Raw genomic sequence first — 14,342 nt, 5'->3', positions numbered from 1 at the left:
GGGCGCGTACCGCAACGCACGATTTTACGGAGCCGCCGATGTCGTTCGCCCTTCGTGTGCTGGGACTGACCGTCTTCACCCTGTTGACCACTGTGTCGGCTGCAACTGCCGCCGACGGGTGGTCCGTTGTGCCACTCGGTGAGGAGCGGCCTGTCTTCTATGCCGAGGGCGAGCCCGGGGTGGTGCTGCAGGACATGGTGGCGCTGGTCAATCGGGGGGAGCGGGCTGTCGACGTCTCGCTGAGGGGCGTCGGCGCCCGTCTCGTCTTCGTCGACTCCCGGCTTCGGCTGGCTCCGGGGACGCGTACCGAGGTGCCCTTCACCGTGACCGTTCCGGACGAGGACGGCGGCGCCGAGATCGTGGTCCGGGACTCCGACGGGCGTACCCGGCGGGTGGCCGTTCACCTCCGGGCCGCCGTGCCCACCGTGTCCGCGCTGACCGTCGAGCACCTTGCCGTGCGCGGTGATCGCATCACGTACGAGCTGGTCAACCGGGGTACGACGCCCCTCGTGCCCACGGTCGCGGTCCGCGCGGACGGCCTCTTCGGCCGGGTCCTCGACCGGGCCCCACGCACCCTGTCGGCCGAACTGGAGCCGGGGCGGCGGCTCAAGCTCAGCGAGCCATGGAGTGCGCCCGCGCTGGACTCCGTCGAGGTGCGGCTGACGGTGACGGCGGCCGGTGGGGTGCGGGACGCGGCGAGTGTGTCGACGGGGGACGGGCCGTGGGGGGTGGGGGTCGCCGGGGTGGTGGCGGCCGGGGGTGCGCTGTTCGTCGTACGACGTCGAAGGCGCCGTAAGGGTGACGCGCCTGAACCCTCTTGTGCCGAGGTCGAGTTGACGGGAGCGGTGTCGTGAAGGTGCGGATCCTGGTGCTGGCGGCGCTCCTGGCGCTGGTGTCGGTCGTGTCGTTGCCCGTCCAGGCCGCCGAGCGGCCCACCGTGAAGCTCTCCAAGTCCCAGGCGGGGACCGGCGGTTCGATCACCGTCACCGGCAGCGGCTGGCGGTCGAAGGCGCTGCTGATGATCCTGGTCTGCGGTCAGGCCGTGCCGTCGCGGGGTGTGCCCGGCGGCACCAACTCCTGTGCCAACGCCGACGGTCGGGCCGTCACCACGGATGCCGACGGCCGTTTCAGCAAGAAGCTGCCGGTCGCCGAGCCGCCCGTGCCCTGCCCCTGTGTGGTGCACGTGGCGACGGTGACCGGGGCGAAGGCCGAGGCCGACGCCATCTTCCAGGTCGCCGGACACGCCGTGGAGCCGCTGCCCGCCGAGGCCTCCGGCGGGCGACTGTCGGTGCTCACCGACACCCGGCTCGACGGCTCCGGCGGACTGCTGACCTGGTTCGGGGCACCGCCCGCCCGCACCCTCGTCTTCACCGTCGGCAACGTCGGCACCTCGGAGATCAAGAACCCCGTCTTCCAGGTCGGCACCTCCCACGGCGTGTTCGCGCCGCAGTGGGAGGAACAGCAGTGGCGCGGCACGATCCAGCCCGGCAAGAAGGCGCGCATCGAACTGCCCGTCGAGCTCACCGGCGGCGCGCACGGCGACTACACCGTGTCCCTCAAGTACGGCGGCAAGGTCCTCGCCGAACAGCCCTGGGGCGTGGGCCGGCCCTGGGGCGTGACCCTGTTCTGGGTCCTGGTCTGTCTGGTCGTGCCCGCCGCGCTGTTCCGGATCGGGATGGCCCTGATCGACCGGGCGCGGCCGCACCGGTCCGGCCGCGCACGGACCCCGGTCCGGCTGCGACTGCCCGAACTCACCCTGCGGCTCCCGGGGTTGCACACCCCGGACCGGGAGCCGCCGCCCTCTTCGACCCTGCCGTGGTTCACCCCGGACTCCGATCCGGGCGCGGCCGGTCGGCTCTCCGCACCGCACGACGACAACTCGACGACCCCCACCAGAAAGGGATCCACGTGAGACAGCGAAGGAGAGTCCTGCCGGGCGCGAGAGTCGCGCTCGCACTCGGCTGTGCGGGCGCGCTGATCGGTGTGGCCGCGGGGCCCGCGCAGGCCGCCGAGGTGTCGTTCGCCACCAAGTGCGTACCGCCCGCGGCCTCCGGGCTCGATCCGGTCGACGGCACCACCAAGGTCGAGATCACCGCGCCGGCTACCGCCAAGGTCGGTGACGAGGTCGAGGTGGTGTGGAAGTTCGTCCAGGCCGCCTCCAAGAACCCCGACCTCATCGACCTGCCGGCGAACTCCGTCAAGCCGTCCGGCACCCTGAAGGCGGCCGGCGCCCAGACCGCCGACGTCCCGATGGAGGGGCCGCAGGAGAACCCGGCCATCCCCAAGGGCGGCGACATGGTCCTCTCCGACATGAAGGGCAAGCTGAAGCTGACGACGGTCGGCGAGGTGACGCTGACGCCGGACGCGTACAAGATCACCGTCTTCAGTACGGACACGAACTGCACGCCGACGGAGACCGTGCAGTCGGCGGCGACCATCAAGGTCGAGGAGGGGGAAGGGAGTTCGTCACCGACTCCGAGTCCGACCGAGACCGGGAGCACGTCCCCGACGCCGACGGAGAGTGCCACGGAGAGCCCTTCCTCCAGTCCGTCCGAGACCGACGGCGGCCAGACCGACTTCACCGGCGAGGTCGTCGACATCCCCTACACCTGCGAGTCGCCCATCGGCACGCAGAAGGCGACCTCCACGATCCAGATCAACGCCAAGAAGGACGGCGGGAACTTCGATCTCACCGTGCAGTTCAAGAAGTCGCCGATGAACAGCCCGGCCAACATCCCGAAGGACTCCATCAAGCCCTCCATGGACGTGGTCCTGGGCGGCGACGACGAGGGTTCGGTGCATGTGGAGGGGCCGACCAACGCCGAGGACATCAAGTCGGGCGACCCGATCGAGATCCCCGACATGACCGGCACGTACAAGCCGGGGGCGACGGGGGAGTCGACGCTGTCGCCGGGGGTGCTGACGATCGAGGCGCTCGGTACGACGACGAAGTGCACGCCGGACAAGACGTCCGTGTCGCTGACCCTGGACACGACCGAGCAGGAGGGCGGGGCGTCCGGTGGATCGTCGTCCACGGGAGGCGGCGTTTCGTCGTCCTCCGGGGGGCTCGCCGCGACGGGGTCCGAGGACCATGGCGCGTTGAAGGCCCTGGGGTTGGTGGCTGGTACGGCCGTGTTGTTGGGTGCGGCTGTGTTCACATTCCTTCCGGGGCGGCGGCGTCTGCGGTGATGGGGCTTACGGCCGGTGGGGGCTTGTCGCGCAGTTCCCCGCGCCCCTAGGGGGCTGGTGCCTACGCGTGTTTCAACAGCCAGCTCAGGACCAGTTCCCTCGCCTGGCTCATGAGGGCGCCTCCGTGTGAGGCGCCCTCCAGCGTGCGTACGGTGATGTCCTTGTGCCCCAATCTCCGTTCCGCTGCCGCCAGTTCGGCGGAGTGGGCCGGTGGTACGAAGTCCCGCTCCGAGTGGATGAGCAGCATCGGGGCGTCGTCCGCGCCGGAGGCGTGTGCGCGGGCCGCGAGGTCGCCCCAGCGGGTCCAGCAGCGGGGGCCCGTGCGGTCGGGGTCGCAGCCGACCAGGCGCTGCGCCTCCTGGCGTAAGCGGCGCTGCTGGGCCGTGGCTCCGGGGCCGTCGTCCACCCAGGCGCGGTAGGGGGAGGCGACCGGGGACAGGGCCACCACGCCCCGGACCAGCGATCCGCCCGCGCCGTACGTCGCCGCGTCCAGGGCGAGCTGGCCGCCCGCGGAGGAGCCGAGCAGCAGGGGCCGGCCCGGGGAGTCGGCGGCGATCCAGCGCAGAGCCGCCCGGACGTCCTCGCGTTGCGCGGGCCAGCGGGCGTCGGTGTTCAGGCGGTAGTCGGTCTCGTAGACACGGAAGCCCTGGGCCGCCAGCCACCGCGCCGCGCGGCTCCAGTCGGCGTCCTCGGCCCAGTACCCGCCGTGCAGGATCACCAGCGGCGGGGCGCCCCGGTCGCCGTACACCGTGATGGTCTGCTGTTCGTGGCCGCCGTACGGGATCGTCTCCGGGACCGCCTCCACGACCGTGCCGGACGACGACATGAGGAAGCCGAGGGCCGCGGCCACCGACAGAAACGTACGACGCATGCTCCCGATGGTGTGGTGCGGTCCTCGAGCGCGGCCGGAAAACCCCGAAGGGCCACCGCACCGGGTGGTGAGGCGGCCCTTCGTTCGAAGAAACGTCAGTGCACGGAGCCCATGAGCTCCTTGACGCGGTTGCGGTACATCCAGACCGCGACACCGGCGACCACGGCGAGCGTGGCCTCCAGGGCGACGATGCCCGTCTTGTTGAAGTCGACGCCGGCGATGGAGAGCAGACCGGTCGTGGCGTCACCGGCGGTGACGGCCAGGAACCAGACGCCCATCATCTGGGAGGCGTACTTGGCCGGGGCCATCTTCGTCGTCACCGACAGGCCGACCGGCGACAGGAGCAGCTCGCCCACCGTCTGGACGAAGTAGATCGCCACCAGCCACGCCGCGGCCGCCTTGTGACCGCCCTCGGCGATCGACAGCGGGGCGAGGAACAGGAAGAAGGACGCGCCGACCAGGACCAGACCCGAGGCGAACTTCACGATTGTGCTCGGCTCCTTGCCGCGCCGGTTCAGCGCGAGCCAGAACCAGGCGAAGACCGGGGCCAGCGCCATGATCAGGACCGGGTTGACCGACTGGTACCAGGAGACCGGGAACTCCCAGCCGAAGACGGTGTTGTCGGCGGAGGAGTCGGCGAAGATCGACAGGGTCGAGCCGCCCTGGTCGTAGATCATCCAGAACACGGCCGCGGCCACGAAGAACCAGATGTACGCGGACATCGAGCGCTGCTCGGTGCGGTCCAGGTCCTTGTCGCGCTTGATGCGGGCCAGCACCATCACCGGGATGATCAGGCCGAGCAGCGTCAGCGGGACCAGGATCCAGTTCAGCGTGTAGTGGCCGGAGAAGCCGACGACCGCGTAGAAGACCACGGCGATGGCGGCCCAGATCGCGGCCTTGCGCAGCGTGGAGGCCTTCTCCTCGGCGGACAGCGGCGTCGGGACGACGCTGGAGCGGTCGGCGAGGTGACGGGAGCCGATCAGGAACTGGCCGAGGCCCAGCGCCATGCCGAGCGCGGCGAGCGCGAAGCCCAGGTGCCAGTTGACGTTCTCACCGATGGTGCCGATGACCAGCGGCGCGGCGAACGCGCCGAGGTTGATGCCCATGTAGAACACGGTGAAGCCACCGTCGCGACGCGGGTCGTCCTTGCCCTCGTAGAGGTGGCCGACCATCGTCGAGATGTTGGCCTTCAGCAGACCGGAGCCGATCGCCACGAGGCCGAGACCGGCGTAGAAGGTGCCGGAGTTCGGCAGGGCCAGGGTGAGGTGGCCGAGCATGATGACGCCACCGGCGACGGCGACGGTCTTGCGGGGACCCCAGACGCGGTCGCCGAACCAGCCGCCGGGCAGCGCGAGCAGGTACACCAGCGACACGTACACGGAGTAGATCGCGGTCGCCGTCGCGGCGCTGAGGTGGAGGCCGCCCGGGGCGACGAGGTACAGCGGGAGGAGAGCCCTCATGCCGTAGTAGGAGAAACGCTCCCACATCTCGGTCATGAAGAGAGTGGCCAGTCCGCGGGGGTGGCCGAAGAAGGTCTGCTCGGTGCCGGGGGTGCCCGGTCGGGCCGAGTCCTTCGTCAGGCTGGACGCCATGGTCGTTCCTTGCTGGTCGGGACGCGCGTGCTGATGCGTGAGCGGCTCTGCGCGCCCGGTGGTCGCCGTCCCCTCCTGGGGGCCCGGCCACGGGTCATTCCTTCAGGCCGGCGGTTTCCGGCCCGCACACAAAAGAGACCTTCAGCGTCAAATGATTGCCAAAGGTCCCCGTGGTGCTAAAGGCGTCTTTCACCATACGGCAGGACAGCGCCGGAAATAAAAGGACTTGAGAGATGGATCACAGGTGCTAGTGGAGCCGTAGGCACCTTTTCCAAGGTCCTTACTACCTTCTCACCGTCGAGACATAGGTTCGTACCAGAACGCCCCATGGTAAGAATCACGGGCTTGCGATCACACCCCAGCTTCTGTCATGCGCGGTCTACCATCAGCTCATGACCCGTGTACTGCTCGCCGAGGACGATGCGTCCATCTCGGAGCCGCTGGCCCGCGCACTGCGACGGGAAGGGTACGAGGTCGAGGTGCGCGAGGACGGCCCCACCGCGCTCGACGCCGGCATCCAGGGCGGCATCGATCTGGTCGTGCTGGACCTCGGACTCCCCGGCATGGACGGCCTCGAGGTGGCCCGCCGACTGCGCGCCGAAGGCCTCACCGTGCCCATCCTCATCCTCACCGCGCGTGCGGACGAGGTGGACACCGTCGTGGGGCTCGACGCCGGCGCCGACGACTACGTCACCAAGCCGTTCCGCCTCGCCGAACTGCTCGCCCGTGTCCGGGCCCTGCTCCGGCGCGGTGCCGCGGAGCCGGCGCAGCCGCCGGCGACGCACGGGGTGCGCATCGACGTGGAGTCCCACCGTGCCTGGATGGGCGAGGAGGAGCTTCAGCTCACGGCCAAGGAGTTCGACCTGCTGCGGGTCCTGGTGCGGGATGCCGGGCGGGTCGTCACGCGTGACCAGCTCATGCGTGAGGTGTGGGACACGACGTGGTGGTCGTCGACCAAGACGCTCGACATGCACATCTCGTGGCTGCGGAAGAAATTGGGCGACGATGCGGCCAACCCCCGTTACATCGCCACCGTGCGTGGTGTGGGCTTCCGGTTCGAGAAGAGCTGAGCGTCGTCGGCGGCTGCGGGTCCGTGGGGGGCTGGTCGCGCAGTTCCCCGCGCCCCTAGGGAGTTGACCGTGCCGTCGGCACAAAGCTCAACGTAAGTCACCTGCCCGGAGGGCCCCGTGCGTCGCCGTCTTATTCAGTCCACCCTCGCTGTGGTGCTGGTCGTCATCGCCGTCTTCGGTCTGAGCCTCGTCATCGTCGAGACCCGCACCATCAGCAACAGCGCTCAGGAGCGGGTCGACTCCGAGGCCGTGCGGCTGGCCAGCATCGTGGACAGCCGGCTGCTCGGGGAGCAGACCGTCGACGCGCAGGTGCTGAAGGAGCAGGTCGCCGGGGACCGGTACGCCGTGATCCGGATCCCGGGAGAGCCCGTCATCGAGGTCGGCACCAAGGCGACCGGGGACGTCATCAGCGCCACGGAGACGGGCGAGGAGGGCGAGACGGTCACCGTCCAGGAGCCGCGCTCGTCGGTGACCCGGGAGGTCGGCCGCACCCTGCTGATCATCGGGGCGGTGGCACTGCTCGCGGTGATCGCGGCCGTACTGCTCGCCGTACGGCAGGCCAACAAGCTCGCGTCGCCGCTGACCGACCTCGCCGAGACCGCGGAACGGCTCGGTTCCGGCGACCCGCGCCCCCGGCACAAGCGCTACGGCGTCCACGAGCTCGACCGGGTCGCCGACGTCCTGGACTCCTCCGCCGAGCGCATCGCCCGCATGCTCACCGCTGAGCGGCGGCTGGCGGCGGACGCCTCCCATCAGCTGCGCACGCCGCTCACCGCCCTGTCCATGCGCCTGGAGGAGATCACCCTCACCGACGACCTGAACACGGTGAAGGAAGAGGCGACCATCGCGCTCACGCAGGTGGAACGCCTGACGGACGTGGTGGAGCGGCTGCTCACCAACTCCCGCGACCCCCGTACCGGCTCCGCCGTCTCCTTCGACCTCGACGAGGTCATCCAGCAGCAGCTCGCCGAGTGGCGCCCCGCCTACCGCAGCGTGGGCCGCGCCATCGTGAGCTCCGGAAAGCGGCATCTGCGGGCGGTCGGTACACCGGGCGCGGTGGCGCAGGTGCTGGCGGCGCTGATCGAGAACTCGCTCATGCACGGTGGCGGCACGGTGGCGCTGCGTACCCGGGTGACCGGCAACCAGGCGGTCATCGAGGTCACGGACGAGGGGCCGGGGGTGCCCGCGGACCTGGGCGCACGGATCTTCGAGCGGGCGATCAGCGGGCGGAACTCGACGGGTATCGGCCTCGCCGTGGCCCGTGACCTCGCGGAGGCCGACGGGGGGCGTCTGGAGATGCTCCAGGCGCAGCCGGCGGTGTTCGGGCTGTTCCTGTCGCGTACGCCGGTGCAGAAGCCGGTACCGGAAGCGGAACCGACCGTACGGTGACCGGGCGGCTCAGCCGACCCGCTGCCTGGCCCGCTGCTTCGGTCGCCGGGTCTGTACTTCTTCCGCCTCCGCCAGGAACGATTCCGCGCTGGCGACCACCTCGGGCCCCGGCAGGGTCTTGAACACCCACGACCGGTAGGACCAGAAGCGGAACAGGGTGGCGATGCCGATGCCGACGAACTTGAAGACGTTGCTCTGCAGCGGGCTGTCCCAGCCGAATCCGTACGTCGCCGCGTAGAGCACGCCGTTCTCGATCACGAGACCGACCGCGCTGAACAGCAGGAAGAGGGTCAGCTCCTTGGTGCGGCCGCTCTTGTCGCGCTCCCGGTACGTGAAGTACCGGAAGCCGATGTAGTTCGAGATGATCGCCACGACCGTGGCGACCACACTGGCGCGCACCACCTGGAGGTCGGTCGTGTGCCGCACCAGGTTGAAGACGAGAAGGTTGACGAGCAGACCCGCTCCGCCCACGGCGCCGAACTTGGCGGCCTCGCGCACGAGCCGGTCGACGCGTTGTCGTACCGCGCTCGGAGGCGCCGCATGAAGCGCCGAGGAAACACGTCCCATGGTCGCGCAAGCCCCCGTCCGTCCGGTTTCGTCAACCAAGCCATGCTAACCACCCCCCTGTGCAAACGCTTGTGGACGAGCTCACAGATTGGGAACGGGACGTGAAGACAGGTGCGTGTTTCGGGCCAGATCGGCAGAAATCGCGTGCATAAGGTACGGAATCCGGCCGCCCCGATGTGGCCGATACCCTAGGAGCGTGACGTTCCCGGTAGTCGGCATGGTCGGCGGGGGCCAGCTCGCTCGTATGACACACGAGGCAGGCATCCCGCTCGGCATCAGGTTCAAGCTCCTCAGTGACACCCCTCAGGATTCCGCGGCGCAGGTCGTAGGCGATGTCGTCATCGGCGACTATCGCGACCTCGACACGCTGCGTGACTTCGCGAGGGGCTGCGATGTGATCACCTTCGATCACGAACACGTACCCACCGAGCACCTCCGGGCGCTGGAGGCGGACGGTATCCCCGTGCGCCCCGGGCCCGACGCGCTCGTGCACGCCCAGGACAAGGGCGTGATGCGAGCGAGGCTCGACGCGATCGGGGTGCCGTGCCCACGGCACCGGATCGTGAGCGACCCGGCCGATGTGGCCGCCTTCGCGGAGGAGGGGGACGGCTTCCCGGTCGTCCTCAAGACCGTCCGCGGCGGCTACGACGGCAAGGGCGTGTGGGTCGTCGACAGCGTCGAGGAGGCCACCGACCCCTTCCGGGCCGGTGTCCCGGTCCTCGCGGAGGAGAAGGTCGACTTCGTCCGTGAGCTCGCCGCCAACGTCGTACGGTCGCCGCACGGCCAGGCCGTCGCCTACCCGGTGGTGGAATCCCAGCAGGTCAACGGCGTGTGCGACACCGTGATCGCCCCGGCGCCCGACCTGGACCCGGCCCTCGCGCTCAGGGCCGAGGAGATGGCGCTCAGCATCGCCAAGGAACTGGACGTCGTCGGCCATCTCGCCGTCGAGCTGTTCCAGACCCGCGACGGCCGCGTCCTGGTGAACGAGCTCGCGATGCGCCCGCACAACTCCGGCCACTGGACCCAGGACGGCGCGATCACCTCCCAGTTCGCCAACCACGTCCGGGCCGTCCTCGACCTGCCCCTCGGCGACCCGCGCCCCCGCGCGAAGTGGACGGTCATGGCGAACGTCCTCGGCGGCGACTACCCGGACATGTACTCCGCGTACCTGCACTGCATGGCCCGCGACCCCCAGCTGAAGATCCACATGTACGGCAAGGACGTGAAGCCCGGACGCAAGGTCGGCCACGTCAACACCTACGGCGACGACCTCGACGACGTGCTGGAGCGCGCCCGTCACGCAGCCGGCTACCTGAGAGGCACGATCACCGAATGAGCCCCGTTGTTGGCATCGTCATGGGGTCGGACTCCGACTGGCCCGTCATGGAGGCCGCCGCCCAGGCACTCGACGAGTTCGAGATCGAGTACGAGGTCGACGTCGTCTCCGCCCACCGCATGCCGCGCGAGATGATCGCGTACGGCGAGGAGGCGGCCGGGCGGGGCATCAAGGTGATCATCGCGGGCGCCGGCGGCGCGGCCCACCTGCCGGGCATGCTCGCCTCCGTCACCCCGCTGCCGGTCATCGGCGTGCCGGTCCCGCTGAAGTACCTGGACGGCATGGACTCGCTGCTGTCGATCGTGCAGATGCCGGCCGGTGTGCCCGTCGCGACGGTCTCCGTGGCCGGTGCCCGCAACGCGGGCCTCCTCGCGGCCCGCATCCTCGCCACCCACGACGAGGAGCTCCTCGGCCGGATGAAGGAGTTCCAGCAGGAGCTGGGCGACCAGGCCGCCGAGAAGGGCAAGCGGCTGCGCGCCAAGGTCGAGGGGCCGGGCAACGGCTTCGGTTTCGGGAAGTGACGGCTGTGAGCTCTGTGGAGACCGCCCGGGCACTGCTGCGGGAGTTCCCCGTCGTCGACGGCCACAACGACCTGCCCTGGGCACTGCGCGAACAGGTCCGCTACGACCTCGACGCCCGGGACATCGCCACCGACCAGAGCGCCCATCTGCACACCGACCTCGCCCGGCTGCGGGCCGGTGGCGTGGGCGCGCAGTACTGGTCGGTGTACGTCCGCTCGGACCTGCCGGACGCGGTGCCGGCGACGCTGGAACAGATCGACTGCGTACGGCAGTTGATCGACCGGCACCCGGCCGACCTGCGGGCCGCGCTGAGCGCGGCGGACATGGAGGCGGCACGGGCGGAGGGCCGTATCGCCTCGCTCATGGGGGCCGAGGGCGGCCACTCCATCGCCAACTCCCTTGCCACGCTACGCGCGTTGTATGCGCTCGGCGTCCGCTACATGACCCTCACCCACAACGACAACAACGACTGGGCGGACTCGGCGACGGACGCGCCGCGCGTCGGTGGGCTGTCGGCCTTCGGCCGTGCGGTGGTGCGGGAGATGAACCGCGAGGGCATGCTCGTCGATCTGTCGCATGTGGCGGCGACGACGATGAGGGACGCGCTGGACGCCACGCTCGCGCCGGTGATCTTCTCCCACTCGTCGTCGCGGGCGGTGTGCGACCACCCGCGCAACATCCCGGACGACGTCCTGGAGCGGCTGTCCGGCAACGGCGGCATGGCGATGGTGACGTTCGTGCCGAAGTTCGTGCTCCAGGCGGCGGTCGACTGGACCGCCGCCGCGGACGAGAACATGCGCGCGCACGGCTTCCACCACCTCGCGACCACACCGGACGCGATGAAGGTCCACCGTGCCTTCGAGGAGCAGCGCCCGCGTCCCATCGCCACGGTGTCCACGGTCGCCGACCACCTCGACCACATGCGCGAGGTGGCGGGCATCGACCACCTGGGCATCGGCGGCGACTACGACGGGACGGCCTTCACTCCCGACGGCCTGAACGACGTCTCCGGCTACCCGAACCTCGTCGCCGAGCTCCTGGACCGCGGCTGGTCCAGGTCCGACCTGGCCAAGCTCACTTGGCAGAACGCGGTACGGGTGCTCGGCGCCGCCGAGGACGTGGCCCGGGACCTTCAGGCGACGCGCTCGCCGTCGAACGCGACGATCGAGGCGCTGGACGGCTGAGCGGGCTCTTCGGAGAGTTCGTCGAGGGCGGGGTAGTCGGTGTATCCGGCCGCCCCGCCCACGTACATCAGGTAGCGGTCCCGAACGGGATTGAGCGGCGCGTCCGTTCGCAGCCGCGCCACCAGGTCGGGATTGGCGAGGAACGGACGTCCGAGGGCGACGAGATCGGCCCCGGCGGCGAGTGCACGCTCGGCGGGCACCGTGACTACCCCGAGGCGGCCGTCGACCGGGTCGTGCGGATCCAGGAGCTGTTCGCGGCCGGACTGCACAGCAGCCGGATCGCTCAGTTGCTGCCCTGTATGCGGGACACCGACGGCGGCCCCTCCGCCGTCGCCACACCGCGGCTCGTCGCCGACCTCACCGCGGAGCGCGACCGCATCGACCGGATGATCGCCTACCTGGTCCGGTCCCGGGACACCCTGGACGAGGTCATCGACGCGGCGCAGGGTCGCTGAACCGGAGTACCCCCGAACGCCCCGCTCACCAGGAAGCCTTCCGCCCTCCGTGCGACGGTGACCGTACTGCTGATCTTGCCGCCGATCACGACGTACGGAGCCCGCCATGGCAGACCTCCAGGACGAACTGAACACCACCAGCGAGGTCGGCGAGCTCGACGACCTGCACGACCCGTTCGTCGAGTCGGAGCCCTACACGCCGGTCTCCGATCCGGACACCGAGCCCCTGGAGCGGGCGCACGCCATCCTCGCCGCGCACCCCGTCGCCGACGGGTACAGCGGGCTGCCGTGGGCGCTGCGGCACCTGCCGTGGTTCGACCTGGAGCTCGGCGAGAGTTCCGTCGACACCGATGTGCCGCGGCTGCGGGAGGGGCATGTCGGCGCGCTGTTCTGGTCGCTGCATCTGCCCGAGAGCATCGGCGGCGACCGGGCCGTCGGCGCGACGCTGGAGCAGCTGGACCTGGTGAAGACCGTCGTGAGGGCTCATCCGGAGGGGCTACGGCTCGCCCGTACCACCGGGGAGACCGCCGATGTACGGCACTGCGGCCGGGTCGCCGTGCTGCTCGGGCCCGCCGGTGCCGCCGCGCTCGGCGACTCGCTCGGCATCCTGCGCTCGCTGCACGCCCTCGGCCTGCGTGTGCTCACCCTGTCCGGGGTGACCTGGGCGAGCGAGGCGGGGCTGACCCGGTTCGGCGAGGAGGTGCTGCGCGAGATGAACCGGCTCGGTGTCCTCGCCGACCTCTCGGGCGCCTCCGCCGACACCGTCCGCCGCGCCCTCGCCGTCTCCAAGGCGCCGGTCGTGTGCACCCGCTCCGCCGCCCGCGCCCTGCGCCCCCACCCCGCCAACCTCCCCGACGACCTGCTCACCGAGCTGGGCGCCGCCAAGGGGCTGTGCATGGTGCCGCTCACCGCCGAGCAGGCCGGCCCGTCCGTCCGGGACGTCGCCGACCACCTCGACCACGTCCGCTCCCTCGCGGGCGCCGAGTGCGTGGGCCTGTCCGGCACCTACGACGCCGGCACCGCCCATCCGCAGGACCTCGCCGACGCCTCCTGCTACCCGCACCTCATCGCCGAACTCCTCCGCCGCGACTGGTCCGAGTCCGACATCGCCCTGCTGGCCTGGGGCAACGTCCAACGTGTCCTGCGCGGCGCCGACTTCGCGGCCCGCGCGGCCCAGGAGCGCCGAGAGCCGTCGACGGCGAAGATCTCCGACCTGGACGGCTAGCGCCACGGGCCGCGTACCGGAACGCGAAGCCCTTGATCCCCTGCACCACAGCGCGGGGCGCGACCGGCCGGGAGGCCGCGCCCCCGCAGGTCACGCGTGCTCGATGCGGCAGAGGCAGAACGGATGGCCCGCCGGATCGGCGTACACCCGGAAGTCCTCCTTGTCCTCGGCGTGCAGCGGACGCGCGCCCAGGGCCAGTACCTCCCGTTCCGCCGCGTCGATCTCCTCCCATGTCGACCCGGCGTCGAGGTCGATGTGGAACTGCTGCGAGTTGCGGTCCGCCCGCGGCCACTCCGGGGGCGTGAACCCGGTCGCCTGCTGGAAGGCGAGCCGTGGCACGCCGGGGGTCTCCAGGACGACCCAGTCCGCCTCCTCCACGCGGGGAGTTCCGCCCACGATCGCCGCGTAGAACTGGGCGAGCGCGAGCGGGTCGGGGCAGTCGATCACGACGGAACGGAAACGAGCCACAGTCACGGCGGACCCTCCAGGTCTCAGCAGGCGCACAGACAGAACGGGTGCCCCGCCGGGTCCGCGTACACACGCCAGGTGCGAGAGCGGTCGGCGGTGTCCAGCGGCCGCGCGCCGAGGGCCAGCACCTCCTTCTCGGCCGCGTCCATGTCGTCGACGGTCAGGTCCAGGTGGAACTGCTGCGAGTTGTGGTCCGCGCGCGGCCACTCGGGCGGTACGAACCCGGAGGCGGCCTGGAAGGCCAGCGACTGTCCGCCGGGCACCTTCAGGTCCACCCACTCGCCGTCCCCCTCGACGGTGCCGCCCAGTACATCGGCGTAGAAACCGGCCAGCGCACGGGGGTCCGGACAGTCCAGGACGACGACGCCCAGTGTGGCGAGAGCCATGACTTCCTCCTCGAAGCGGGGTTACCTCTATAGCCGGGTAACCGGTAACGGTTACTGCATGCTGCCTCATAGGAGGTAACGTCGCAAGC

General features: G+C 70.5%; 14 protein-coding genes and 2 pseudogenes. 10 read left to right on the top strand and 6 right to left on the bottom strand.

Annotated elements, in window-relative coordinates; genetic code table 11:
• The first annotated feature begins 38 nt into the window (after positions 1–38).
• The 3 genes from OHU89_RS21085 to OHU89_RS21075 are packed head-to-tail and all read left to right on the top strand — an operon-like array spanning position 39 to position 3,189.
• The gene (locus OHU89_RS21085) at positions 39–854 is read left to right on the top strand and encodes an LPXTG cell wall anchor domain-containing protein (RefSeq protein ID WP_405644972.1); all 816 of its coding nucleotides are present in this window, start codon (positions 39–41) and stop codon (positions 852–854) included.
• A complete protein-coding gene (locus OHU89_RS21080) occupies positions 851–1,912 on the top strand; it encodes a hypothetical protein (protein WP_405644970.1) in 1,062 nt (353 codons plus the stop codon). Before OHU89_RS21085 ends, OHU89_RS21080 begins: the two co-directional genes overlap by 4 nt.
• On the top strand, positions 1,909–3,189 hold the full coding sequence (locus OHU89_RS21075; protein WP_405644968.1) for a hypothetical protein: 1,281 nt from the start codon (positions 1,909–1,911) through the stop codon (positions 3,187–3,189). The genes OHU89_RS21080 and OHU89_RS21075 overlap by 4 nt, the downstream gene beginning before the upstream one ends.
• Positions 3,190–3,250: 61 nt before the next feature.
• On the opposite strand, the gene OHU89_RS21070 is transcribed toward OHU89_RS21075, so the two are convergent.
• On the bottom strand, positions 3,251–4,060 hold the full coding sequence (locus OHU89_RS21070) for an alpha/beta hydrolase (RefSeq protein ID WP_405644967.1): 810 nt from the start codon (positions 4,058–4,060) through the stop codon (positions 3,251–3,253).
• A 95-nt stretch (positions 4,061–4,155) separates the two neighbouring features.
• Positions 4,156–5,652, bottom strand: a complete 1,497-nt coding sequence (locus OHU89_RS21065; RefSeq protein ID WP_405644965.1) for an oligopeptide:H+ symporter — start codon at positions 5,650–5,652, stop codon at positions 4,156–4,158.
• A gap of 392 nt (positions 5,653–6,044) precedes the next feature.
• Between OHU89_RS21065 and OHU89_RS21060 the strand changes: the two genes are divergently transcribed.
• Complete coding sequence (locus tag OHU89_RS21060) at positions 6,045–6,722, top strand: response regulator transcription factor (protein ID WP_266826134.1); 678 nt, start codon at positions 6,045–6,047, stop codon at positions 6,720–6,722.
• Between the two features lie 117 nt (positions 6,723–6,839).
• Complete coding sequence (locus tag OHU89_RS21055) at positions 6,840–8,111, top strand: ATP-binding protein (RefSeq protein WP_405644964.1); 1,272 nt, start codon at positions 6,840–6,842, stop codon at positions 8,109–8,111.
• Between the two features lie 9 nt (positions 8,112–8,120).
• Here the strand turns inward: OHU89_RS21055 and OHU89_RS21050 are convergent, their stop codons facing one another.
• Positions 8,121–8,678, bottom strand: coding sequence for a GtrA family protein (locus OHU89_RS21050; protein ID WP_405644963.1), 558 nt, complete (start codon positions 8,676–8,678; stop codon positions 8,121–8,123).
• 196 nt (positions 8,679–8,874) lie between these two features.
• On the opposite strand from OHU89_RS21050, the gene OHU89_RS21045 reads away from it, so the two are divergent.
• The 3 genes from OHU89_RS21045 to OHU89_RS21035 are packed head-to-tail and all read left to right on the top strand — an operon-like array spanning position 8,875 to position 11,719.
• Entirely contained in the window at positions 8,875–10,014 is a 1,140-nt protein-coding gene (locus OHU89_RS21045) for a 5-(carboxyamino)imidazole ribonucleotide synthase (RefSeq protein WP_405644961.1), read from the top strand.
• Positions 10,011–10,535: a 5-(carboxyamino)imidazole ribonucleotide mutase gene (gene purE / locus OHU89_RS21040; protein WP_266891497.1), complete on the top strand. Its 525-nt coding sequence runs from the start codon at positions 10,011–10,013 to the stop codon at positions 10,533–10,535. The genes OHU89_RS21045 and purE overlap by 4 nt, the downstream gene beginning before the upstream one ends.
• A 5-nt stretch (positions 10,536–10,540) precedes the next feature.
• Positions 10,541–11,719 (top strand): dipeptidase, encoded by a 1,179-nt coding sequence (locus OHU89_RS21035; RefSeq protein ID WP_405644958.1) that lies wholly within the window; start codon positions 10,541–10,543, stop codon positions 11,717–11,719.
• On the opposite strand, the pseudogene OHU89_RS21030 reads toward OHU89_RS21035, so the two are convergent.
• A pseudogene (locus OHU89_RS21030) lies at positions 11,668–11,913 on the bottom strand (alkene reductase); the annotation flags it as partial. The gene OHU89_RS21035 and the pseudogene OHU89_RS21030 overlap by 52 nt on opposite strands.
• On the opposite strand from OHU89_RS21030, the pseudogene OHU89_RS21025 reads away from it, so the two are divergent.
• Together OHU89_RS21025 and OHU89_RS21020 are read left to right on the top strand one after the other, a co-directional pair.
• A pseudogene (locus OHU89_RS21025) lies at positions 11,905–12,174 on the top strand (MerR family transcriptional regulator); the annotation flags it as partial. The pseudogenes OHU89_RS21030 and OHU89_RS21025 sit on opposite strands and share 9 nt — an antisense overlap.
• A gap of 106 nt (positions 12,175–12,280) precedes the next feature.
• Complete coding sequence (locus tag OHU89_RS21020; protein ID WP_405644957.1) at positions 12,281–13,399, top strand: dipeptidase; 1,119 nt, start codon at positions 12,281–12,283, stop codon at positions 13,397–13,399.
• 90 nt (positions 13,400–13,489) lie between these two features.
• Here the strand turns inward: OHU89_RS21020 and OHU89_RS21015 are convergent, their stop codons facing one another.
• Positions 13,490–13,873: a VOC family protein gene (locus OHU89_RS21015; RefSeq protein ID WP_405644955.1), complete on the bottom strand. Its 384-nt coding sequence runs from the start codon at positions 13,871–13,873 to the stop codon at positions 13,490–13,492.
• Between the two features lie 17 nt (positions 13,874–13,890).
• Entirely contained in the window at positions 13,891–14,253 is a 363-nt protein-coding gene (locus OHU89_RS21010; RefSeq protein WP_405644953.1) for a VOC family protein, read from the bottom strand.
• Positions 14,254–14,342 lie beyond the last annotated feature (89 nt).

The sequence above is a fragment of the Streptomyces sp. NBC_00019 genome (genome assembly GCF_045041015.1).
Taxonomy (GTDB): domain Bacteria; phylum Actinomycetota; class Actinomycetes; order Streptomycetales; family Streptomycetaceae; genus Streptomyces.
This window is presented reverse-complemented; position numbering and strand designations above follow the sequence as displayed.